We start from the raw sequence: 22858 nt of genomic DNA, 5'->3' as shown, positions 1-22858 counted from the left end.
TTATGATTCCTGACCCTAGAAACGAAAGCCTACTCGGGCGGAAATCAAGCCTAGGTCAATGCTTGTATCATTGCTCGCCTCGTCAAACCTGCCACTCAAATCTCGGTATGAATACTCACCCCCTAAAAACCAACGGTCCGAGAGGTTGTACTCTACGCCCACCCCAATATTGAAACCATCCAACAAGGTTAGGCTTTCTCTTGGGCCGAATTTCCTGCTGGGGTGAACGCGAAATCTAGACCAAGACCATCCAATAGCTCCGTAGTACAGAAAATCACCTTGAATGATACCAAATCGACCACGAACATCTGCAAGGTCCAAGGCTTCCCTGTTCTCTCTACCAGAAGAGCTTCGTTCTGAGACATCGACCAAATTAGAGTATCGGAATTCTGCACCATACAAGTAGCGCCCGTTCACAACGTTGTATCCGATCGCAGCGTTAAAACCTCGTCCGGTCCCAGAGTCGAAGCTACCTCTTTCGGTTCCTCCGGACAGAATAGGAATCTCTGAGTTTCCTTTCGCATTTGCTGCAGCGAGGTCTAAGGCAACATATGGGCCCTGAGCAAAGGAAGCTTGATCACTGTGTTCTTCAGCCGCGGCAGCAAAGGGCAATAGTTGCAAGCTCAGAATACCTACTGCAAAACAGGTTCTTTTTATTGTCAATCTATTAGAAAAAACTTTGTGGGCATCCAACAATTTAGCTTGCTCCCTTAAGACTGTCTCTTGGCATTGATCTGCCGAAACACCTCCTTCTTTAGCACGGTATACAGAAAACCACACACGCCAGCAGGAAAAAATTATTGTCGTAACATGGCGATAGCACGGTGTTGTCGCGGATAAAACTCAACTCCTGTGCTTCTTAGAGGACTTATCTTCGCCCTAACCGAGCTTGACTTCAAGGCGCGGACAACACAACCCGCGTTTCTAGTCTGCGATTTTTGATGTAGCACGAAGGTGCACTGGAGCATGCGACCTGTCTTGGCGAATTGGTTAGGCTTACACCAAAGTGAATGGCACATCGACCCATCTCAGGCAGACTGTCGACAAATACGGAACAACACTGGGTATCATGCGTTCATTGCTTCGGAACAGATCCGATGCTTAGTTGTCTTCGATGGAACGCCCGAACGCTGTGGTATGCCGTCAATCATCATGATCAACTAAAGTGATTCCAACACCATTGGTACTGAACCTATTTATGAATTGCAAAAAGGCCGCGGGCGAAAGGAATGATCCATGCCGCGAATTAAGGGGTCCATGTGATGATCGATCTGAGCAACCGAACGGTGCTGCGTGAAAGCCAAAACTACAAGATTTACGATCACCCGCACTTCGAAGGGGTTTTACTGAAAGTTCGGATCGACAAGCCCCGTGACCGGTTTTTCAAGCGGTATTCGACAATCCGCTATGGCAACCTCCGTCAATGGCAGCGTGAGGCAAATGAATATCTTGCAGCTCTTAACAGAGGGTGCCCGGAAATCGAACGATTGGCAGCATTCTATGGCTATGCTAAGACATCGGAAGGTCCCGCGATCGCCGTTGAAAAAATGACGGGAGCCGATGGGAACCTTGCGAAAACAGTCTCGGACGAACTGCGTCAGTTTTCTAAAGAAGACCCCCGGCGCAAGGCGTTAATGAAGGAACTGGACGAATTGTTGACGGACCTAGAGAATGGCCGGATCCTTGTTGGGGACATCAGCCGTCAGAATATCGTGCGCGCGCAGGAAAGGGCCGGAAAAATGGTCGTGATTGACGGTTTGGGAGAACGAACTCTTTTACCTTTGACGGTAATCAGCGACTGGGCATTTCGGAAATCGGCGGCCCGTCGTCGCGAACGCATGATGCGATGAGTACGGTTGCTGGAGACGGGATTCATCGTATGACACGCTTCAAATCTCTCTCGGGGTCAAAGACATTTGAACTAGGGTCATGGCTCATAACCAGTATATTATGAGTGCAGCGATGTCAGGCCCGGAGATATCCAATTGCAGGTGACTTGCAAAAATCCATTTTGACGTTAGATTACTTTGTGATAACAATAAGGTAGCTACGGAACCACTATAGAGATTTGCGTGCTATGCCAATTTATCCCAAGCACAAAACGATCTTCGCACATATTCCCAAAACGGGTGGTTCAACGGTTACAACATTGCTTAAAAATGATTGGATTTTTTCCTACAAAAAAACACTCATTGATCCACGGGGAGAGCGTGCCTCTACCATAAGTCAAATGAAGAAGATCGTAGAGCAAGACTCTGACGACTACTTTTCTTTTGTGTTTGTCAGAAATCCTTGGGACCGCTTTGTATCGGCCTATCACTACGTATTGCAGCGTCGACCAGAAATTAGCGAAGTGGCCTGCCACAAAGACTTCAACAGCTTTGTATCCGCATTTTCCGAACACCAGGATCAAATGCTTGGCATAAGGTATTTTCGCCCTCAGTGGAATTATGTTTGTAATGAGAACGGAGAGAACTGCGCTGACTTTATTGGTCGTTTCGAGCAATTCGAGGAAGACTTAAAGTTCGTAGTTGGAAAACTCGGCGTGAAGCGAAAAGTCATACGAAACCGCAAAAGGTCGAAGAGGAAAGACTATCGGTTTTACTACGACGATTTTAGTTATGAAGTAGTAAGAAGGGCTTACTCTCGTGATATTTCAAACTTGGGTTATTCATTTGACGATGGGCAAGTTAGAAATAAATCGAGCAGTGTCAGTTGGTTGCGTTGAAGGCAGTTTCTTAGAATTTACTTTATAGGAGTTTAGCGTGATGAATTTTCTATTTTTCAAACTGGATGAAATTTTTTAGAACTCTAAAGAATAGTCGTCACGGTGCTGTCAGACGAATTCGAACTCGTCTCTGGTAGGCCAGTGACGCTGTCCTTTATCCCGCACCAAGTTCGTGCCATTCGGTAAGAGCGGCGTTGCGTGTCAGCTTGAAGATGTCTCTGCTGGCGAGCGATCTTTCCTGGTTGAAATGGTTGTAGACGGAGGAGTGGACGGAAGCGAATTTCTGCAAACTTCGCATACGCCTGAACCGTTGCATGGCGCGTTCTCTTCGTCGGAACGGCAGGTGCGAATTCTCAACGCGGTTGTTGAGCCACCTGCCCGTCCTTTGTTTTTCCAGAGCACCCAAATCTCTGAGCGCCGCCTTGTAGGATGCAAAGCGATCTGTGACTACTTCTTCAGCTTTGCCGTGCCGCTTCATCAATTTTTTGAGGACTTTCAGTGCTGCAGCTTTGTTTCGGCGCTTCGTGACAACCGCTTCCAGCACCTCGCCTTCGTGATCAACGGCCCGCCAGAGATAGTGGCGTTTGCCGTTCACCTTCACGAATACTTCGTCTACGTGCCACTTCCATTTCGAGAACGCGCGCAGCTGCTGCACCCGCTTCCGCCTGATTTCGGAAGGAAACATCGGGCCAAACCTGTTCCACCAGTAGCGGACGGTTTCATGGCTGACATCGATCCCGCGCTCATGCAGCAGATCTTCGACATTCCGAAGCGAGAGCGGAAATCGGATGTACAACATCACCGCAAGGCGGATGATCTCAGGGCTGGTTTTGAAGTACTTGAAGGAGGCAGGTTTGGTCATTCCCAAACGCTACGCATACCCCCTGCCCCGCTCAAGCCAAGTCATTCTGACAAGACCTTTTCCCAGCCTGAGCGCTGGGTTGGCGAATTGTCTGCCTCCTATATCCCAGGCAATCAGGGAATCGTTTTGGATTGTGATTGACTTGCCCAGTCGGGTGCCGGGATTGAGCTGGACTTGTCCAAAAATGACTTCGCTTGGGTTGAAGAGTTGCGCCTTATGGCTCGTGTTGCGAAAGGTGACAATATTGAGGGTTACTCAGTCGGTGTAGCCATAAAACTCCAAGGTCTGGTACCTGACACTCGGAGATTTTCTGAACTTTCGCTGGAGGTATGACTAACTTCAATGAAGTAGTCCTGTCTGTGGTTCGAGTGAAATTGAAACGCTCGGTTTGGAAAGGCCTACCGTAGTGTGTTTGAACTGGTTTGTCTTGCCACCTGTCCGTGGAATACACGCTTGAAACAGCCGTTACCAACCCCGCAAGGGTGACAATCACCGCAATTGTCCATCTGTGCGTCATCAAAAGCCTCCTTCGGTTTTACCCATTTTCCAAGATGGCTTTCAGTTAGGAATACGGTGGGATTGGCGGGAGGAAATTACATGTTGCTATACAGTAGTTTACATTGGCAAACTTTACGACGTGATGATGCAGGAGAATTGCCGTGCCAGAAAACGTCGAAAAAGCGGATATCCTGAAGCAGCTGGAACGCATTGTCGCGTCCAAAGATTTTGAGGGCAGTGCGAGAACCAAATTGTTTCTTGAGCACCTTGTTCACCGTGAGCTTGAAGGGCGCGGCGATGAATTGAGGGGAACCGCTCTGGCTATGGATGTTTTTGGACGAGGTGCAGACTTTGATCCCAATGTGGATCCGATTGTCCGTATCGAGGCTGTTAAATTACGCAAAGCGCTGAACTATTTTTATCTGACTTCAGGGGCCAATGACCCAGTTTGTATAGCTATCCCCAAGGGGCAATATCGCCCGCAATTTGAAGTAAATTTTGCTAAAGAAAAACCGCAAAAGCAATCGCTGGCACACGGTGTTGGGTGGCCAGTTTTGGGCATCTGTGCCTTTTCCGGATCAGACACGATACGTGCCCAGTTTTTTCGCGAAGGTTTTCCCGAAGAACTGGGGCTTGAGCTCGCGCGATTCGCCCATATCCGCGTTTTTACAGGGTATGATGACGCGCATTCGAACGAAACCTCGGCGCAAGTCATACCACATTGTGATTATATTCTGGATGGTACAGTGAGGGACGCCCAATCCAGCCTGCGTCTGATTGTGCAACTCAAAAGAGCAAGTGATGGATCAATTTTGTGGTCTGATCGGCGCGATTTTGATCCGTACAACACGGACAGTTTTGATTTTCAGGAACAGGTAGCAAAGAAATGCGCGGTGAAAATAGCCGATGCTTACGGAGTTGTCGCCACGGATGCCGCTGTGCATTTCACAAGTCGCGCAACATCCGGGAAAGGCGCATATCTGGCTTTGCTAGCCTTCCAAGCACACCTGCGCACATCCAGGTTGGGCAGCTTACAGCAAATGATGAACCTAGCACGCACTGCCATTCAGGACAATGATACCAGCGGGCTAGCCCACGCGCTTTTAGCGTTAGGATATGTAGAGCAAGTGGCCTTAGGCCAAAAACGCCTGAGCGACGCGATGAGACATGGGCAAATTCATGCCGAAAAAGCAGTGAATCTGGACCCTCAATGTCAGGAGGCTCTATTTGCGGCTGCGATATATGCGTTGCTGGCCAGAGACATCCAAAGTTTCAATCGTTTGATTGAGGCTGCAATTCAGGCCAATCCTAACAGTTCTTTACTGGTCGCATTGGCTGGCGCTTGGATTGCGCTGGTAAGTGATACTAAGCTCGGTGCGGAACTGGTAAGGCAGGCTTTGGAAATCAATCCTTTGTTGCCAATCTGGACAAATCTCACGCTTTGCTTAGAGGATGTTCAGGAAGGAGACTACGCAAAGGCCTCAGAAAAAGTGCGGCGGATTGATGCTCGCGAACACGCAAGCGACTGGTTGTTGATCGCCGCTATTCACGGCATGGCGGGTGAGGTAAAACTGGCAAAGAACGCATTATCGGACTTCCCTACTAATCGGTTTTCGCTCGACGAGTATCTTGACGATCTCCCATACGCGTCTGGCGTTGTTGAAATGCTGCGGAAGGGCACTGAAGGCCTGCGTTCTGTTGAGATGTAAAATCCGCGTAGCTTTGTCGAGGATGAAATTTTTAGTAACGATTGTAACAGTCGCGGTATTTTGTGCCAACATCGTTAGAATTTAAGTGGGTAGATCTATGCTTCATTTCCAACTCAAGAACCTTACTCCCACCTCTATTTTTACTAAAATTGCGGCATTGTCTGCCTTGTATTTTTTTTCGCTGTTTTTCGGTATTGCCAAGGCGCAACAAGTTGCTCACCCGGATCCGTATCAAAACTCAATTGCTGTTGCGAGCGAGGCGAACGTAGACGAAGACGTCCTCTCGCGGCATGTCGTTGCGTTAGGCGCAGAAGATCTGAAAAAAATAGCAGATATCTGGCAGCGCAGAGTTCAAGACAACCTCGCGAGAATTGCCGAAGGCTTAACCCAGTTGGAAAAAGTGGCGGATGAACAAGTTCCCGAGCTCGTTGATCAAATTAAGGCTATAAACCGCCAAAACATCGGTGACTTTCAGAACTATTTGGTTGTAGTTAACGCGTTGGAGCGCAAAGGCGGATCTGAAGAGGATCTGAAAAAACACCAAGCGTATATCAAAGGTTTTGTAACGGAGCTTTTGCTTTCATACCAATGGCCGGCGATTTTTCACCTTTCAAAAGACTGGATTTTTTCAGGCAGGGGTGGGGTAAGAGCGCTAAGCGGGGTTATCCAGGCCATAATAGTTATGGCGGCTGCTTTTCTTATCGGAGGGATCCTGAAAAAGGTGTCTGGCAGGTGGTTGCGCGTCCGAAACGATGAAAACGAGATCGCCGCTGTGGTTTTTCCGAACGTTCTCCGCTGGGGCATTCTTGTAATAGGTTTGTTTGTCGCCTTGTGGGGGCTTGGCGTAAACCTAGGCGTCACAACAGCAATTATCGGTGGACTTGGGTTCCTTTTGGCATTCATGCTACAAAACTTGTTTCAAAGTGTGATTGGCGGACTTCTGCTTCAAACAACAAATCCTTACTCAAAAGGCGACATTATATCTATAAATCAAATCATTGGGACAGTCATAGACGTAAACGTGATTTCAACAAAGCTAAGAACTTTCGACAACCGTCTGGTACAAATCCCAAACCAATCTATATGGCAAGGATCAATGGAGAACCTTACTAAGTACCGAGTAAGGCGTGTCGATCTTGTTTTCGGAATTGGATACTCAGACAATATTGAGCGCGCCAAGGCAACGCTTGCTGAGATGGTTCAAGCAGACAAACGATGCCTGAAAAGCCCGGAAACGAGGATATTTGTCGGCGAATTGGGTCCGTCATCCGTGAACGTCTACTGTAGACCTTGGGTGCGCACCGATGATTATTGGGATGTGATGTGGGACCTTACGGAGATTGGAAAGACCCGCTTGCAAAATGAAGGCATCTCCATCGCGTTTCCGCAGATGGATGTTCACGTATACGCCAAAGATAAGGCCACTTCTGACAGTTAACTCGCGCTGGGTTTGATTTTGCAAGACGCCGGCGGAAAAAGATCAGCCAATTCCTCAAATGTGGAAGCCTCCCAAATCGGAGATTGGGGCACGAGATTCAAGGCGTGCTTTGGGTTTCAAACGATTGATAGAAAGTGAGCAGATCACCGTTTGAGTTAACAAAATCTCTTTTTGCTCAACTTCGTACGACAGGTTGAACCGTCAAAAGAAGCATGGTGCGTGGTCGGACGCGAATTCACAAGAAAGCTGAAAAACAACCTGGTAATTGTTTGCCCACTTTGAGAGTGGTAGCAACTTGTTGATGGCCTTCAAACTGGAAAAACCAAATGCCGAACTCTGGTTCAAATGAAAAGGCTCCAAGGCTGACATCTACAATCATGATGGCTTTGATCGGTGCTGGCTTATTTCTCACGTTTTTTTCACGCGATTTTCCTGATGGTTTGCAAGATGACTGGGTTAGGGAGAACTTGGGACTTGTTGCTCGTTACGTTATCGCGATGATGCTGGGCGGTGCGGTTATGGGCTACTTGCTCGCTTCCATGTTCGGGCGACCTGGCCTGGGCGGATGGATTTGGGCCGTTACAGGAGGACTATTGGCCGCTTTGGTGACAGGTGCCTGCGGAAGCCTAATCGGGTTGCTACCGGATTTACTTGCGGATGGATGGCAGGCTCAGGATTTAGTATCCGTTCTGTTCGGATTTCTCGTATTGCCAATTGCTGCTGCTGAAAAATTTGGCTCATTCTTGATTTGGGTTATAGCTATCGCAGTAACACATTTGCTGTCTAGGTTTGAACGCGCGAGATCTGGGTATCACAAATAAGCCACCTCGACGGATTCAGTCGGTGACTCGGCTATTTTGCATCACAACCTGTACCTATTGGATTGAAATCGCCCGACAAGCCGAAGCTGCATTTTGTGAGAGTTTGCGCCGGACGATTACTGCTTTGTTCTGCTTTAGTTTAGTTACCCAGAGTTCTTGGAGATAATGCCTGAATGTTTTTCAAGCCTCGCTCTGCCTATTCTTCTTACTACCAATTGCTCGCCGCTAACTTGATCAACAGCGTCAACTAGCAAGGAATCTTCTCGCTCAGTGGCATTGAACAAGTGGTCCGCAACTTCGGGCAAAGTGTTGTTCCACCGAGGGCAAGCCAGTGCAAACTGTGCTAAGAAATTTGCCATGAACTTTAAGAGACGTTCTGCGCTCGTTTCTCCGGTCTCGCGAGCTGCACAAAGTAAGGCTTCCCACATTGCGTTTTCAAACGCGACCGTTGCTTTGTTGGACCCGTGAAAGTCAATCCAGACTCGATTTTCGCGGGCCAGCCTAAGTTCTGAAGCCTTTTGTACAAGGTTATGTACGGCTGCGGTGGTCGAAGGATATTGATCCCTCAAGATTTCCAGAAGTTCGAATTGAGACATCTTTCGCTCCTGTTTCAGTTTTCACCAAACAGAAGTGGGAAAGAGCGAGTGAAAACAGCAGGTGTCCTACTGTAGTCCTACTGTAGCATACAGTCAGCAACCTCTTGAAAATCGGGACATTTGGTGCTGCAATTTGTCCAAGACGTTCTAGACTATCACGCATCTTGGGACAGGTTGCCATTTCTCAAAATACGCCGAATTGGGGGGTAAACTCTCAATGCCGCTTTTCTTAACTCCCTCATCAAAATTTCTGCGCTGCTCGGCATTTGTGTTTCGGTACACGTGGTTCATACGATCTGTTTGCACGGAGCTCAACTTCCGAAACACCAACCAAATTTATTTGACATGCAGATATTATATTTCATGATCTATGAGACTTGCTGTGTTAGGAGTGTGCATTGTGAAACAGACGATGATAGCAATAAGTTTTTTGGCCACTTTCGCCGCCGCTTCACACGCGCAAACCGGTCGAGAGAACCCAACTGCGGATTATGCTCTAATCATTGGTCAGATCCACACTATGGACGAAGCAGGATCTGTCGCTCAAGCCATTGGTATTGAAGATGGTGAAATCGTGTATGTTGGAAGCGCCGACGGTCTTCCAAATGTCATTGGGCTAGGAACGGAAGTTATCGACCTAGGCGGGGCTATGGTGCTACCAGGGTTCGTGGATGGTCATATACACGCTGCCGCGGGTGGGCTCATCATGTTGGGCGTTGATCTACAGACAGACGATAAGGATGAATTGTTCGCGCGTATCCGAAACGAGGTCGAGAACAATGACGATGATCTGATCCTTGGCTTTGGGGTTCGATTTAATCCTTGGACGGATGGCAACCCAACAGCTGCGATGCTGGACGAAATTGAATCCGAGCGGCCTATGTTTTTCTGGGCAATTGACGGACATGCAGCTTGGGTCAACTCTAAAGCTCTTGAAATGGCCGGGGTCAATAAGGATACGCCCGACACTGTTCCAGGTTATGCATTCTTTGAACGTGACGATGAGGGTAATCCCACAGGCTGGATCGTCGAGGTCCCGGCTCAGTTGCAAGTTCTGTCCGCGCTTCTCGATATTGATCCGGCATTTATTGCCAAAGGTGTAGAAATGTGGATGGGCCGTTTTGCGGCATCAGGCATCACAACCGTTCATGACCACGGTATTCAAGGTCTTGGGCAGGACGAAGGCTTCCAGATGTTGCAGGCCTTTGAACAAGAGGAAAAACTGCCAATTCGCGTCATTGGGTCTTATTACTGGAATGACGGTACGATTGACCCATTGCCAGGCACGATGGAGTTGCGCGAGAACTACAACTCCAACCTCGTACGGGCAAATTACCTCAAGATTAACCTCGATGGTGGTGACGACAAGTGGACCGCGCTTATGCTCGATCCTTATGTCGATGAACCGGACAGGGTCCCAGAACCCATCATTCCCTACGACGTTCTAGAAGATGCAGTGGTGCGCGCGGACGCCGCGGGGATTGACGTGACTTGCCATTGTTTCGGCGACCTTGCGGTGCGAAAGCTTCTTGATGCCGTGGAGACTGCTATCCAGGTCAACCCACTGCGCGAACGCAGCCACAAGATCACACACGGCACGTATGTTCATCCAGATGACTATGCCCGTTTCGGCGAGTTAGGGGTCACATACGACTCGACAGGCGCTTGGATGAGCTTGGATCCACTGATGCAATCCATCGCGCTGGCCCGCGTGGGCGAGGAACGACGGGACAACGCATACCCAGCAGTAAGCGTCATAGCCGCGGGCGGCTCTTTTTCGCTGGGCTCTGACTGGCCTGTCTCCGGATATCTTTCGGAATATCGGCCACTGTCAGCAATCGAAGCGGCTGTTCTCCGACAGCTTGACGGACGCAAGGATGTCCCCCCACTCGGCGGCGAAGAAGCACGACTGACCGTCGATCAAGCGCTCAACGCCCATACGATAAATGCAGCGCGTGGTATGGGTATGGGCGACGAGATCGGCAGCTTGGAAGTTGGCAAAAAGGCGGACCTCGTGGTCATTAGTGAAAACCTCTACGAGATTGATCCGAACGATATTTCTGAAGTCGAAATTCTTTACACTATTATGGATGGTCAAGTGACTTGGGATCACACCAAGCAGTGACTGGTCCATGGATCTAGGCATCCACTCTAAAATGGAGAACTGCCATGAAGTCCCTTCAAAGAGTAGTAATTGCAACGGGATTGACGGTTGCTTTGGCGGGACAGGGAATTGCGTGCGGCAACCCAATCCAATGGGCTATGCTTTTTGAGCGCCACCCAGAAGCGAAGGCGGCGTTCACTGCCGACTTGGAAGCGCGTACGTCGGGTCTTGTTCAAGCGAGACCATATATCAAAAGACCCGGCGTTTCGTATCATGCGTGGTCTGTTAAGTCCCTGGACAGGCTCGCCCAGGAAATAGCGCCGTCGATTTCTGCCAATTTAGAGCAGGGTGAAAAACTCACTGTCCTGCTTGCAATCGAAGTTGCGGCCATTCGCTTTCACAGTGGAGATCGGGCACCCGAAATTTTTACTGCCGCTGAGCTCAAAACGATCTCGGACTACGACGTTACTACAACAGTAAACGTTCTATATTCAGGTTGGCGGCACGATCTCGACTTTGATTCAATGTTAGAAAACGAGCTCTTGGTCATTTCTCAATCTCAAGCTGGTGAAACGCTGTCAGAGGTCTTTGGTGGGGTGTCTAAGGTTTCATTTAAGCCTTGAAGTTGCTTTAACTTGTCTGGTTTCTCATGACGTATTCGAAAGCTGTAGGAATGTTGCGAGCTAGGGGTAGAATCGGCAAGAGTTTTGACCCACGAGAAACGCTTCATACCCGTGCGTTTTGGTGCCTCGAGGAATTTTCGATGAGTCTTGAGCTGGGGCTTGGGCAGTCATCTGGAATACAGTGTAAATGAGTGTAAGTGGCTGTTGATGGGTGACATTTGGGTTGTCGGGATACCTATTTTGTTGGTTGACGTAATTAGCCCTGTTCTACTCGCCGCAACTGCGCTTGCTCTTACCGGAAACCGACCAATTGCAAATAGCTTCGCACTTATCTTAGGTCATACGTTTGCATACTTTGTGATGGGTATTTTGATCGTCTACGGGCTTGCGGAACTTCTGACTCCAGTGGTGGATTTTGTTGTAAAAGGTTTCGTGGACCCGACACGTATCAATTTCATCATTGGTTTTGTTCTCGGGTTAGTCTTGCTTGCCCTCGCTGTAAGGGTCAGCACAAGTGCCGAAATGGAAAAACAGTCTGCCAGATCTGAGGTTAACCAGCATAAAGAAGGTGTGCTTCCATCTTTCATGATGGGGGCAACACTCTGTGTTGTAGGTATGCCGTTTGCTGTACCGTATTTCGGTTTCATCAACGAGATGTTCCGGTTCAATGTAGCGTCTAAACCCTTGGGCTTGTTGGTCTACAACCTATTTTATGCACTTCCGTTTATGCTTATCCCGCTTGGATATGCCCTAATGGGAAAGTCGGTCGTGGAAAAATTGAAAGCGCTAAATCAGTTCATAAGTGCCACTGCATCATGGTTTGTCCCGCTATTGTTCGGTGTCTTGGGACTGGCATTCGTGGCTGACGCAATCAAGTTCTTTCTCACTGGCACTGGTTTGGTCTGATGTCTATCTTTCCGTTCACAAACGGGATGTTGCATTTGAAAGACTTCGCCCCAAGGGAGATCTTTTGGTAAAGAATGCAGTTGTATCGACTTGGTAAAAGCGTTTGCTGAACACCCAGAAGCTCGTGTGCGGTGCTCGGCTATCAAGACAACGCAAGCTCTTCCGGCACTTACTAAGACTGGCAACCCGCCAATGCGTTAATTCAAAAGGAGAACTAAATGTTTGTAAGGTTACCGGAAGGCTTTTCAGTGATATTGCGAGTGCTGACGTTCTTGATTGCCGCTCTAACAGGCGGCACCACAGCCGCTCAGTTTCCTATCGCGGGTAACTATGGGCTGGGGGCTGGCCTAGGGCAAACCTCTGCTATTCTACCTCCTCAAGGCACTAGAGTAATCGAAAACGGATGGATTAACTACAATATCCAATCGTACGTCGATGACAGCGGAAATGATATAGGAGCACCTACATCGACTGTAAACGCTGCTCGGCTGACCTTCCGCTACGTTTTTCGTGACGTAAAACTTTTGGGTGCCGACTATTCTGCGGGTGCAGTCTTTACATACAGAGATCAAGTTCTAAGGCCTGAACCGGGATTGGGTCAGGGATATCATCTTGGAGACACTGTTGTGACGCCTATCGCCCTAGGTTGGCATCAAAGGAACTGGCATTTCCAAGCGTCGTATACATTCTGGGCGCCAACTGGGGAATTTGAAGCAGGAGGAACTACGAACACCGGCAAAGGTTTGTGGAGCCATATGCTGTTCGCCGGTACAACTTGGAAGCAGGATGCAAGACTGCCTTGGGCGGCAACGTTCCAAGCTAGGTACGAGAAATTTGGGCGTCAGGAAACGACAGACATACGGCCCGGCGATGTTCTGTCTTTGGAATTTGCTTTCGGAAAAGCAGTCGCACAGGGCTTCAATCTGGGACTTTTGGCGGCCCGTTCATTTCAGGTTTCAAGACAAAATGGAACATCCGGAGGCGATCCTGCAAAGTACGAAATAAACCTGATCGGTGCAGAAGGTGTCTGGAAGCCTAAGACACTACCCGGCGCTCAAATCGCTCTGAGGTTGGGAAAAGAATTTGACAATCGGAATACCACCGAAGGCTTCGCGGCTCTTTTATCGTTAGCTTACGCGTTCTAGTAAAAGAAAAGTTAACTCTTCATGGGCCACCCGTTCACTAACGCAAAAACGAAACTGCATCAGGCTTGCTCGGTTATTTGGATATTGGTGTTTACTTCAACGTCGACGGCACAAACCCTTGATCCGGATGCCTCAGAGGCGGCCGCACGCGCAGCATTGTCAGTATTAAGTATCGCGGCGACGCCAAACGAAACGCTTTCTTCCTTTTCTTTTTTACGGGCATCAGGTGACACAAACAGTCTGCGGTCAACGCAGCTTCGGGGTGGCTTTCATCCATTTGGAAACGGTCTCTATCTTGAAGGGCTGGTGGCATACCAGGTATATAATCCGGTTGTTTTCTTCCCCGAAATCACACCCGGCGTTGACGTGGACGTTACTTGGGCGAGCGTTGCGGCCACCCTTGGAATAGGCTGGGAGTTTCCTTTGGGCAATGACTGGCATGTTCGTCCTGTCGGGCATTTGTCGCTCGGCCATGTTACGGCAGACGCGTCGATCATAGACTTCCCAATTTTTCCTGTCAGTTCAGGATCAACTAAACCAATTGATGGCGATTTGAATGCACTAGGCGTCGGAGCGTCTGTCGGAGTCTATCGGGAAGCCAAATATGGTCCCTGGCAGGCTGAATACCGATTGCGCCAAACATTCCTTGAGTTTCACCCAATTGATGAACCTCAAGCTGGGGACGCCAAGGCAAATTCCAACCAGACGACTTTTTTTTTGCGCCATCGCTATCCGTTGAAGAATATGAAATTCTTCAATCTGCCGACCCAGCTCGTGCTGGATGCAGGCTTGGTGTATTACCACGGAGATGCCGCTGACGTTCTAGATACGGATTGGCTGGCAACCGCAGGCGTTGGTGTCGAGTTTGACACAAGTCGAATTGGTGTCCCTGTGGTTAAAGCTGGGCGAATAATGCTGAACGGTGTGGTGGCAGAAAATTTTGACGGGTTTTCTATAGGTCTTGGTCTCAGCTTTTAGTACTGCAAGCAAAGAATATCTGGCCATAATCCAAAGTCACCGTTGGAAAGAAACTACTGCAGCCAAACCTAGGTCACTCATGAATTTGAACAGTATCGCCTCCCTTTGGCTGAAAAAAGAAAGCCTTTGGCTGAAGTTCGAATGAGTGAAAAGAAAATCCCACCCAATATTGAATGACACACCAAACAAGATGCTTTGCAAGTTACAGAGATAGAATTGGAGCGTCAGTCATGAAGACCGAAGCACTCAGTGCAGTCGAAGTAATCAACATGCACTTGAACAGGCATTACGAAGCCGATCAACGGGCAGATGCAGTTGTCGAAATGCTGCTGGAGAATGAAATCTCGAGCGCAGATTTCTGGCCTTTATTACGGGGATTATGGGGTGGGTTCGAAAAAATTGACCACACCATGTTTGTTCACGCAATGGGTGTAGAAAAACGGAAGTCGCGTTGGATTCCAACGACAGAGTGGCTCCTGCTGCCCAAAGAAATCTCCGTTTATCGCGGCCAAAGTTTGGGAAAAGAAGTTGGATTGTCTTGGACCACAAACTTTGGTTTAGCAGTGGACTATGCAATTGGATGTCATGGATTGTCAGCCAAAACTCAGATCATTCTTGAAACCAGAGTCCCAAAAAGTGCGGTCGCAATTGTTCTTGATGAAGGTGAGCCAACCGAGCTTGTGTTGTGGAAAGCGCCTCGGATTGCAGATTGCGTAGTCACCCAAATTTCTTCTGTAGCGCACTAATATTGCCGCGGCGTATCTCAGGTGAGGTTAAACAGTCCACGCTGAAGTCAGGTGTGGGTAGGCTCAGCTTTGGCTTTGAAATTCACGCGGTGTTAAACCTGTCCAACGCTTAAATGCAGTGGAGAATGCGGGCTGGTCGGCAAAATCCAGGTAGAATGCAACTTCTCCGATACCGAACCCGTCCTTGAGATAGGTCTTCGCAAGATCGCACCTGATGTTTTTCACAATATCACGAAAACTCAGGCCTTCCTCACTGAGGCGTCGCGAGAGCGAACGCGTACTGAGCCCAAGGTTTGTCGCAACCTCCTGCGCGGTCAAAATTCGCCCCGGGAGCTTGTTTAGTATCTGGACTTCAACCTTACTGCTTATCCCAGGTGAATGCTCGACACGTGCGCTCAATAGGTTATTTCCGTAGTCCATCAGATGGTTTCTGAGTGCCGGGTCATAGCTTGGGATTGGGAGGTCTAGCGACGCATGCGATAGGATGATTTCATTTCCTTCGGAACCATAAGATATCGTGCAGCCCGCCGCCTTTTTCATTGCGGATGCTGAAGACTTAACAGAATGTTTGAACCGAACTTCCAGGGGGTGAAGTTGAGTATTCGTAACAATGCGCATCAATGAAATCGTCGAGAACAATAGAAACTCGGTACGTCTATGATACCTGCTGAGCTCGCCGTTGATAATTTGCATACTCAGCGAAGCGTGGTTTCCTGACTCGACAAGACTGTATTCAATGCTTTCATCAACTAAAGCACCGTAAAGTGAAGCATTTACAATAGCTTCTTTGAGGTTCTGTGAATACTTTGAGATATACCAAACTATGTCGCGAGGCTTGTTAAATGCCAAACCGGCTATTGTTGCGAAGGCTCGGTCTTTTAACTGATCACAAGCCAAGCGAATAAATTGACCTTCCTTGATTGGGTCAATCTCGCGGGTGGTTTCTTTCAAGTCGCCTCGCGTCAAACCCGCGTCTTTTAAGACTTCCTCAAATTCACTTGTATCTTCCATACGCTCCGCGAGCATTTGGGCAAAATGCCGTAACCAAGTGTTGTCGACACCCATCTAGCTATTCCTATAATACGCAGTGGTTTTGACGCGGGATTATCCTTAAAACGATATCTAACGACGGGCTGCGAGTCACTTTGTAAAGTACTCACGATCATCTGTTTTGATAGAACATTTTGCAACGAGCTTAAGGCAAGCAGTAGTTTCCCTCACTTCCCGATGTTTCAATTTCATAAGCGCGTATTGGTTGCCGACTGGAAGCTCCATGCACGGTAACTTTTTGTTCAGCGAAACTTAGAAAGACTCGATCAAAATACTGCCAAGATATTATTGCTTTATCGCCCTTTCTGGTAATCTCCTTGTTTACATTTGAAAGGATTTGATCAGCGCTAAGTTCAAGCTCGTACCATTGCTCCACCGTGCGTTTTCCGACCCAAGACCCATGCTGGGAATACAATGCTCGCACAAACCGACTTCAGATGTCGGGGTGGCATCAGGGTGCTGTCAGACGAATTCGAACTCGTCTCTGTTAGGCCAGTGAGGCTGTCCTTTATCCCGCGCCAAGTTCGCGCCACTCGTTAAGAGCGGCGGTGCGTGTCAGCTTGCCCTGCTCAAGCCAAGTTCTTCTGACAAGACCCTTTAGAGGTCGATGACGTTCAGACTTTTGGACCAATCCAGACTTCCGAAAAGGTTTCGACCAATAGGGAACGTGTATTGATGGGAAGGATCAAGGCGACTGGAGGGGCTACCGAAGACGATTAGTGACACAGCCCAATTGACCAGAATATGGTTCACAACGAGCGTTCAGTTTGGTGGGCTGAATATCTGCTCGTGAAAGATTGAACGGCGAAAGCGACGATAGGGGAGCGCATGAGGGTTTGGCTAATTAGAATAATTTGGCTTGTCGCAATTCTCGCTTTCACAACTGTCGCTTTTGTCTGGTTGTTGCTTGCCGCTCCGATGTTCTCGGACATGCGGCGCGGCCTTGTAGAAAGAGTTCTTTCGGAACAAATTGGTCGGCCCCTTTTGGTCAACAATGATGTAAGCGTCGCGCTTGGACGCATTAGTCACATCTACGTCGGTGGGGTGGTCATCCCGAGCCAGACAATGCCGGATTCAGCTCTTGTGGAATTGAACCTGCTGGAACTGGAGCTGGACATTGCCGCTTTGACCAACGGACGCCTGCACTTTGACAATCTCGTCGTGGAAGGCCTCCAAGCAAATATTCTTACAGCCGAAGACGGCACAACAAGCTGGCGAAAAGACAGGCCAACGCCCAAGCCCGTGTCCGAGAAAACTGTATCAGCGGATGATCAAAAAGACGTCGCTAAAGCTGATAGTATCAATGAGAGCGACACCGAAAGCAGTGGGATCCTGAACTTCTTGAGCGACAAGAACGTCAGTTTCACGTCAATCGGGCTAAGGATAGACAATCAAGTTTCAGGTTTTGCGTTTGAGTTTGACCTTCAGTCACTCGCGCTCGAACAAGTGGATAATGGACAAAGAACGAAGGTCTCCGGTTCCGGCTCCGTCAACGGTCAGGGTTTCGAAATCGAAGGCGATTACCCCCATGACGCGCCATTTACGACGCGAGCCAGTTTTGGCGAAATGACCGTAAGCTACGATGGCGAGCCGTTCTCGGAAGACGAAGGGGGTGGCTATCGGGCTGTCTTGGAAATGGACACAGGTGAATTCGGTGATTTTCTAGACGTCATCGGGCTGGAACGCGTTCTGGAAGGCAATGGTCAGTTGCAAGCAGAACTCGTATCTCAGGACGCTCTGAAGATCGAGGCGTTTACAACCACCGTAAGCCTGGAAGATGGGCAGATACTCGAAGCTGAGGGCGCAATAGATGACCTTTACACCGCTCAGGGCGTTGATCTGCTTTTCAACGCGCGGCTTCATCCCGAAGGACAACCGCCTCAAGCAGCAAAGAGTATCCAGGAACTTAAATTTACGGGTCTTGAAATGCATATGGTCGGATCCCTGGCTTCCTTCGAATTTGAAAAGTTGCAGTTCCAAACCAATGCATTTGACCAGGGGCTGGACGTAATCGGCCCAGCCTCAATCGAAAGTATTCGCCGCATGCCAGACGGCCGGCTCGCCATGCTGGGCATCGCGCTGCAAGCTGGGCCAATTGAGGAACCGATCCTGAAAGCCGAAGGTGATATCCTCGATCTGCTTCAGCTTCAGGACGTAACTTTCGATGGTGAGCTCGACGGGCCCGCCAAGTTGATTTTGCCCGACCTCGATGAAGGCTATGTCGACCAGTTCGGCGGCATCAAAGCCGATTTCAACATATCCAATGCGGGTGGGCCGGTTTCACTCAACAGGTTTAACGCGACCACCTACGGCACCGATCTCTGGGCGCTCGATCTCGCACTATCTGTCAACGAGCTCAAAGGGCTGGCTGGTCTCGATTTCGACGTGGAATTGGACGTCGACGACAGCGCCGAGTTTCTGACCGCGCTCAACTTGCAACCTGTCGAGATCGGAGCACTGGCTATCGAGGCTGAAACCTCCAAACAGGGCGAGGACTTTGATGCCGCAATCCAGTTCGAAGCCGGGTCTTCGCAGCTTCTTGCGGCTTTGGACGCAAATTTCCCCGAGGGTGCTACTGTTGTTCGGGGCAACATCACGAGCGAAAGGCTCGATCTCAACGACCTGAAGAACCTGACTGCCGTGTTGGACCAACTGAAAAGCTTGGTGGGCGAGGCCTCAAAAGAACCTGACGCCGAAGTTCAGCCCTTGGTTCTGCCGAAGGAGACAGACGTTCAGCCCCTGGTGTTGCCAAAGGAGAAAGGGAAACCTGCCGATCTTCTGGATGTGCAACGTGTACTGAAAGAGGCTGATGTCGAGGTGCAGATCGACTTCAAGGAGATTGTGGGCCAACAAGGTGTAACGTCTGTTTCAAGCCAGTTGTCTGCAAAAGACGGAACAGTGGATTTTGGTCCTCTTCAAATGGCCTATGGCGGCGGAAACTTCAGCTTTCGGGCGGTCATGGATCTGATTGACTCACCCGATTGGTTTTCCTTGTCGGGATCGACCTCGGGATGGGAATTCGGTGAGATCCTTGATGAGTTGGGTATTGGTATTGAGGCCTATGGACGTTTGAGCGCGGAGTTCAACGTCTCTGGCATTACCACCTCGGGCAAGGCCTTCATCAACTCCATGCGCGGCAAAGCGTCTTTGTCGATGTCGCAGGGTTACATTAGTACCAGTCTACTGGAGTTGGCCGGGCTAGGTATTTTCCCCTGGCTCTTTTCAGAAGAGTTCAGACAAGGCTATACCGACATCACGTGCTTGGTTGCCCCGGTTGATATCCAAGCCGGGCAAGTCAGTTCAAACTCCATTGTCATTGAAACGGGATCGGTTCAATTGGTGGCCAGGGGACAAGTGGACTGGCTGAACGATAGCATAGCGATCAGAGTAGAGCCCCGTCGCGTTGGCAAACCCCTATCTCGAAGCGCCTGGCCCTTTGATGTGACTGGCCAGCTTTCGTCGCCAAAGTTCAAGCTGGATGTGGGCGGGTCCAGAAACAAGGCTCCAGAAGGCGCTGATGCTATGCCTGCCGACAGGCAAACCTGCGTGCCAGACATCAATCAATTGCAATAGTCAGGGTTACCTAGTTTTTCAGTGGTTCCGGCTGTTCGGCCTGACACGCCAGAACGGCTTCAATGGCTTTTGCAGACCCGCTGAGATCGAGTTCAACGTCGGCCCCACTTTCACCAATAATTGTGACACTCTGGCGTTTTCCAAACTCGGTTACAAACGCAGGGTTGTCGAAAAAGGCATAGCCTCCGGGGACACCATTCTTGAAGACACCAACCGCTTCGCCTTCGAATTGGGCATCACCAAAGTCGAACTTCACGATACCCGTCGCACCGTCCTCAATCTGCACCCATGCTGGATAAAAGGCGGCAAAGAAGCCGCCGGCCTGATTGGGTGCCGCGCCGATTTCAACGGTCATGTCGTTTTCAAAGGGCTTCCACGCAAGACAGCCGTTGCCCTTTTCGGGATCAATCAGGATTGTCCAGTCCCCGGATTCACCCCACCGTTCCATACCAGCGGCATGAAGAACGCTTGCACAACACAAAGCCATTGTTGTCAGAACATACCTGTACATTTGGGACCTCAGAACTGTTTTGAAGGTTAGCCCATCCTATCGATCAAGAAAGATCAATCAAACGATACAGAAAAAGCTTCATCAGGACCCAAGTTGTCGGAGCGCAACCGTGAAGTCTGCTTCCTGCTCATAGTCGCATACGCTACTATTGGAAGGAATGCCCGGTTTGAGCAGTTTGCTGCGCTTTGCAAAGTCCGCTTTCTGCGCATTGCTGTAATTGGGGCATCGCGCAGCATTGGTGCGTTTGGGCTCAACGCAGTCACCTGACGGACTTACTCAGATGACCGATTAGCAGCTTTGAGCGGACGTTCAACCCAGAAAACTCGAACTTTCGACCAGGAACGACCGCTCTCACCGAAAGCGGTCGCTCTCCCAAATCTTGGCTACGACCGGCTTGCTGACAAAGCCGTCAGTTTACAGAGCGAATTCCGGATAAGCTGAAACAAAAACGGACTAACAACACGTCCTAGGATTCAGCGTTAAGATACCATTGCGTCAAATGCGTAGAAACTTGCTTTAAACCACGATTTCGACAATAGTATTGGTTCTGCAAAAAATTTGAGGAGGGACTTCAGATGTTTCATGGGCTCCATTCCGGCCTCGCCATCCTGTCCGTTGTTTTTGCTGGTACCGCGAACGCTCAATTTTATGGCCATGAATTTGAAGGTACCCAGGCACCGATCCGTGAGGGTGAACAACCCGTGATCCCCTTGGACACTGAAGATCCAACTTATAATGCATGGCGCATGCCTTTGCCGAGTTTTGAAGGAGAGCGTGAAGGACGAGAACCCGGTATTGTTGACCCTCAGCGTTTCCCTGGTCAGGGCTATATGCAACTCCCAACGTTTTTACACCAACCGTTAGCATTCACGCCTGGCGATCTGGCCGCTGCTGAAGTCGACGTCGCCATCATGGGTGCCTTTACCGACATGGGGACCGGCGCACGCGGGGCGTCGCGCGGTCCGAATGCGGTTCGTAACTCCTCAATGTATCTCGGCTATGGGGCGCGGCAGCCGCATATGCACGTCATGGTTGATCCGTTGCAAGACATGACAGTCGTCGATTACGGAAATGCCCCCAATGACATGATGAGCACTGAGCGAACAATTCATGCGGTCCGTTCTTTTGTCGGCCAAGCAGCAGCGGTGAAACACGCTGACGGTAGCCATGTGATACCCTTTATCGTTGGTGGCGATCATTCATTGATGTACCCAAATGTTGCTGCGATGACGGACGTTTATGGAAAGGGTAATGTGGGTGTCGTTCATTTCGATGCACATTACGATGCCGGAAAATATGGCTTTGGACACCTGATCAATCATGGCATGCCTGTTTTCAGGTTGATCGAAGAAGACTTGGTCGAGGGTAAAAACTTTATTCAAGTCGCGTTGCGCGGATATTATCCAGACGAAAAAGCATTTGAGTGGATGCGTATGAATGGGTTCCGCTATCATACCATGGCTGAGATCGAAGAACGCGGCTGGGACGCTGTTATGGAAGACGTCATTGCCGAGGCAAATGACGGGCCGGAGTATATCTATATATCTTTCGACATCGACACCTTTGACCCGGCATTCGTACCAGGAACGGGAACACCCGAGCCTGGTGGGCTGATGCCTCGAGAGGTTTTTCCGATAATTCGTCGTCTCTGCGCCGAGTCAAATGTAATTGGGTTCGAAATTGTTGAGCTTGCTCCGTTAATGGACCCGACTTACGTTTCCGCTTTGAATGCCAACCGAACCATCAGGGAGTGCCTGACCGGCATTGCGATGCGCAAACAAGGTTTGATCGAACCGGATTACAAGAGCCCGCTCACTGTTTCGCACGGTCAGAATGACAATTAGACTTTCGGGCTGTTCAGTCTTTCTGGTTGTCCTAACCGCTTTGGCAGCGCACTCCGAACCACAGGAGATTTCGTGGTCTTATCTTCGAGAAGAGCGCCTTGCTGAGTGCTTTGATTTCTTGGATGATTACCTATCAAACCCAGGTTGCCTGCCGAGAGACTGGAGTGATCGCATGCTGTCTATGCAGATTGCAGAGTGCGTACCCGGGAATTCTAAATTGGAGGGAGATCTTGTTCGGATAGCTGGCTACGCTCACCCGCTTGAGTTCGAGTTCAAAGACGTAAAAAGCTTTCTTTTGATACCTCCGCTGTCTCAGACCTGCCGACATCCAACCGTACCTCTTCCCGATCAGGTTATTTCTGTTAAGTATCCTGAAGGCGTCGACATAACGGCGGATCCCGTTTGGGTCACAGGGAGAATTTTCATCCGCCAAACTCAGAGCGAACTCGCGCCTTCAATCTACTGGATAGAAGCTTCAGAAGTAATTGCAGCAAACATTCCTGACGTTACAGCTGCCGAGTGAAGCATTCCGCCAGAATATACAAAACCGCTTTGGACTGTATTCGGACGTTCGCTGCACCTAAATGTCCGCAAGGGGCTCGGTGCGGTCATGCCTTCGTAAATTTCGAGCTTTACGGTTTCGCGCTCAACTTGACTGATGCTGCAAGATGAACGAACGACTGTTTTTCCGCGTTTGTGGTTATTTGCGCGTTAAAATGAAAGACT

The 22858-nt window shown here is 49.5% G+C and carries 20 protein-coding genes; 15 read left to right on the top strand and 5 right to left on the bottom strand.

Features of this window, described 5'->3' with window-relative positions; translation table 11 throughout:
- Positions 1-15 precede the first annotated feature (15 nt).
- Positions 16-621 carry an outer membrane protein gene (locus GOV45_RS22530; protein WP_170482585.1) on the bottom strand — a complete coding sequence of 202 codons (606 nt, stop codon included), beginning with the start codon at positions 619-621 and terminating at the stop codon, positions 16-18.
- A gap of 641 nt (positions 622-1262) precedes the next feature.
- On the opposite strand from GOV45_RS22530, the gene GOV45_RS22525 reads away from it, so the two are divergent.
- Together GOV45_RS22525 and GOV45_RS22520 are read left to right on the top strand one after the other, a co-directional pair.
- Complete coding sequence (locus tag GOV45_RS22525) at positions 1263-1850, top strand: YrbL family protein (RefSeq protein ID WP_170482582.1); 588 nt, start codon at positions 1263-1265, stop codon at positions 1848-1850.
- Between the two features lie 227 nt (positions 1851-2077).
- The gene (locus GOV45_RS22520; protein WP_170482579.1) at positions 2078-2728 is read left to right on the top strand and encodes a sulfotransferase family 2 domain-containing protein; all 651 of its coding nucleotides are present in this window, start codon (positions 2078-2080) and stop codon (positions 2726-2728) included.
- Between the two features lie 154 nt (positions 2729-2882).
- Here the strand turns inward: GOV45_RS22520 and GOV45_RS22515 are convergent, their stop codons facing one another.
- Positions 2883-3590, bottom strand: a complete 708-nt coding sequence (locus GOV45_RS22515; RefSeq protein ID WP_170482576.1) for an IS6 family transposase — start codon at positions 3588-3590, stop codon at positions 2883-2885.
- A 174-nt stretch (positions 3591-3764) separates the two neighbouring features.
- On the opposite strand from GOV45_RS22515, the gene GOV45_RS22510 reads away from it, so the two are divergent.
- From GOV45_RS22510 to GOV45_RS22495, 4 genes are all read left to right on the top strand, one after another.
- Positions 3765-3923: a hypothetical protein gene (locus GOV45_RS22510; RefSeq protein WP_170482573.1), complete on the top strand. Its 159-nt coding sequence runs from the start codon at positions 3765-3767 to the stop codon at positions 3921-3923.
- A 326-nt stretch (positions 3924-4249) separates the two neighbouring features.
- Positions 4250-5797 carry a hypothetical protein gene (locus tag GOV45_RS22505; protein WP_170482571.1) on the top strand — a complete coding sequence of 516 codons (1548 nt, stop codon included), beginning with the start codon at positions 4250-4252 and terminating at the stop codon, positions 5795-5797.
- Between the two features lie 166 nt (positions 5798-5963).
- Positions 5964-7235 (top strand): mechanosensitive ion channel family protein, encoded by a 1272-nt coding sequence (locus tag GOV45_RS22500; RefSeq protein WP_170482568.1) that lies wholly within the window; start codon positions 5964-5966, stop codon positions 7233-7235.
- A 326-nt stretch (positions 7236-7561) separates the two neighbouring features.
- A complete protein-coding gene (locus GOV45_RS22495; RefSeq protein ID WP_170482565.1) occupies positions 7562-8056 on the top strand; it encodes a hypothetical protein in 495 nt (164 codons plus the stop codon).
- Between the two features lie 143 nt (positions 8057-8199).
- On the opposite strand, the gene GOV45_RS22490 is transcribed toward GOV45_RS22495, so the two are convergent.
- Positions 8200-8652, bottom strand: a complete 453-nt coding sequence (locus tag GOV45_RS22490) for a hypothetical protein (RefSeq protein ID WP_170482563.1) — start codon at positions 8650-8652, stop codon at positions 8200-8202.
- 400 nt (positions 8653-9052) lie between these two features.
- Between GOV45_RS22490 and GOV45_RS22485 the strand changes: the two genes are divergently transcribed.
- The 6 genes from GOV45_RS22485 to GOV45_RS22460 all read left to right on the top strand — a co-directional run bounded on the left by GOV45_RS22485 (position 9053) and on the right by GOV45_RS22460 (position 15154).
- Positions 9053-10777 carry an amidohydrolase gene (locus GOV45_RS22485; protein ID WP_170482560.1) on the top strand — a complete coding sequence of 575 codons (1725 nt, stop codon included), beginning with the start codon at positions 9053-9055 and terminating at the stop codon, positions 10775-10777.
- A gap of 44 nt (positions 10778-10821) precedes the next feature.
- A complete protein-coding gene (locus GOV45_RS22480) occupies positions 10822-11379 on the top strand; it encodes a hypothetical protein (RefSeq protein WP_170482558.1) in 558 nt (185 codons plus the stop codon).
- A 207-nt stretch (positions 11380-11586) separates the two neighbouring features.
- Positions 11587-12285 (top strand): GAP family protein, encoded by a 699-nt coding sequence (locus GOV45_RS22475; protein ID WP_170482554.1) that lies wholly within the window; start codon positions 11587-11589, stop codon positions 12283-12285.
- 218 nt (positions 12286-12503) lie between these two features.
- Positions 12504-13430, top strand: a complete 927-nt coding sequence (locus tag GOV45_RS22470) for a SphA family protein (RefSeq protein ID WP_170482551.1) — start codon at positions 12504-12506, stop codon at positions 13428-13430.
- Positions 13431-13517: 87 nt separating this feature from the next.
- On the top strand, positions 13518-14408 hold the full coding sequence (locus GOV45_RS22465) for a hypothetical protein (protein WP_170482548.1): 891 nt from the start codon (positions 13518-13520) through the stop codon (positions 14406-14408).
- Positions 14409-14638: 230 nt separating this feature from the next.
- Positions 14639-15154, top strand: coding sequence for a hypothetical protein (locus GOV45_RS22460; protein ID WP_170482545.1), 516 nt, complete (start codon positions 14639-14641; stop codon positions 15152-15154).
- 63 nt (positions 15155-15217) lie between these two features.
- Here the strand turns inward: GOV45_RS22460 and GOV45_RS22455 are convergent, their stop codons facing one another.
- Positions 15218-16165: an AraC family transcriptional regulator gene (locus GOV45_RS22455; protein ID WP_302478497.1), complete on the bottom strand. Its 948-nt coding sequence runs from the start codon at positions 16163-16165 to the stop codon at positions 15218-15220.
- An 867-nt stretch (positions 16166-17032) separates the two neighbouring features.
- Between GOV45_RS22455 and GOV45_RS22450 the strand changes: the two genes are divergently transcribed.
- On the top strand, positions 17033-19777 hold the full coding sequence (locus GOV45_RS22450) for an AsmA family protein (RefSeq protein WP_170482538.1): 2745 nt from the start codon (positions 17033-17035) through the stop codon (positions 19775-19777).
- A gap of 10 nt (positions 19778-19787) precedes the next feature.
- Here GOV45_RS22450 and GOV45_RS22445 read toward each other — a convergent pair whose 3' ends face one another.
- Positions 19788-20288: a hypothetical protein gene (locus tag GOV45_RS22445; RefSeq protein WP_170482535.1), complete on the bottom strand. Its 501-nt coding sequence runs from the start codon at positions 20286-20288 to the stop codon at positions 19788-19790.
- Positions 20289-20863: 575 nt separating this feature from the next.
- Here GOV45_RS22445 and GOV45_RS22440 point away from each other — a divergent pair.
- On the top strand, positions 20864-22132 hold the full coding sequence (locus tag GOV45_RS22440) for an agmatinase family protein (RefSeq protein ID WP_170482532.1): 1269 nt from the start codon (positions 20864-20866) through the stop codon (positions 22130-22132).
- The gene (locus GOV45_RS22435) at positions 22122-22655 is read left to right on the top strand and encodes a DUF3299 domain-containing protein (protein ID WP_170482529.1); all 534 of its coding nucleotides are present in this window, start codon (positions 22122-22124) and stop codon (positions 22653-22655) included. The genes GOV45_RS22440 and GOV45_RS22435 overlap by 11 nt, the downstream gene beginning before the upstream one ends.
- Positions 22656-22858: the final 203 nt, after the last annotated feature.

It is taken from the genome of Ruegeria arenilitoris, assembly GCF_013035425.1.
Classification (GTDB): Bacteria; Pseudomonadota; Alphaproteobacteria; order Rhodobacterales; family Rhodobacteraceae; genus Ruegeria; species Ruegeria arenilitoris_A.
This window is presented reverse-complemented; position numbering and strand designations above follow the sequence as displayed.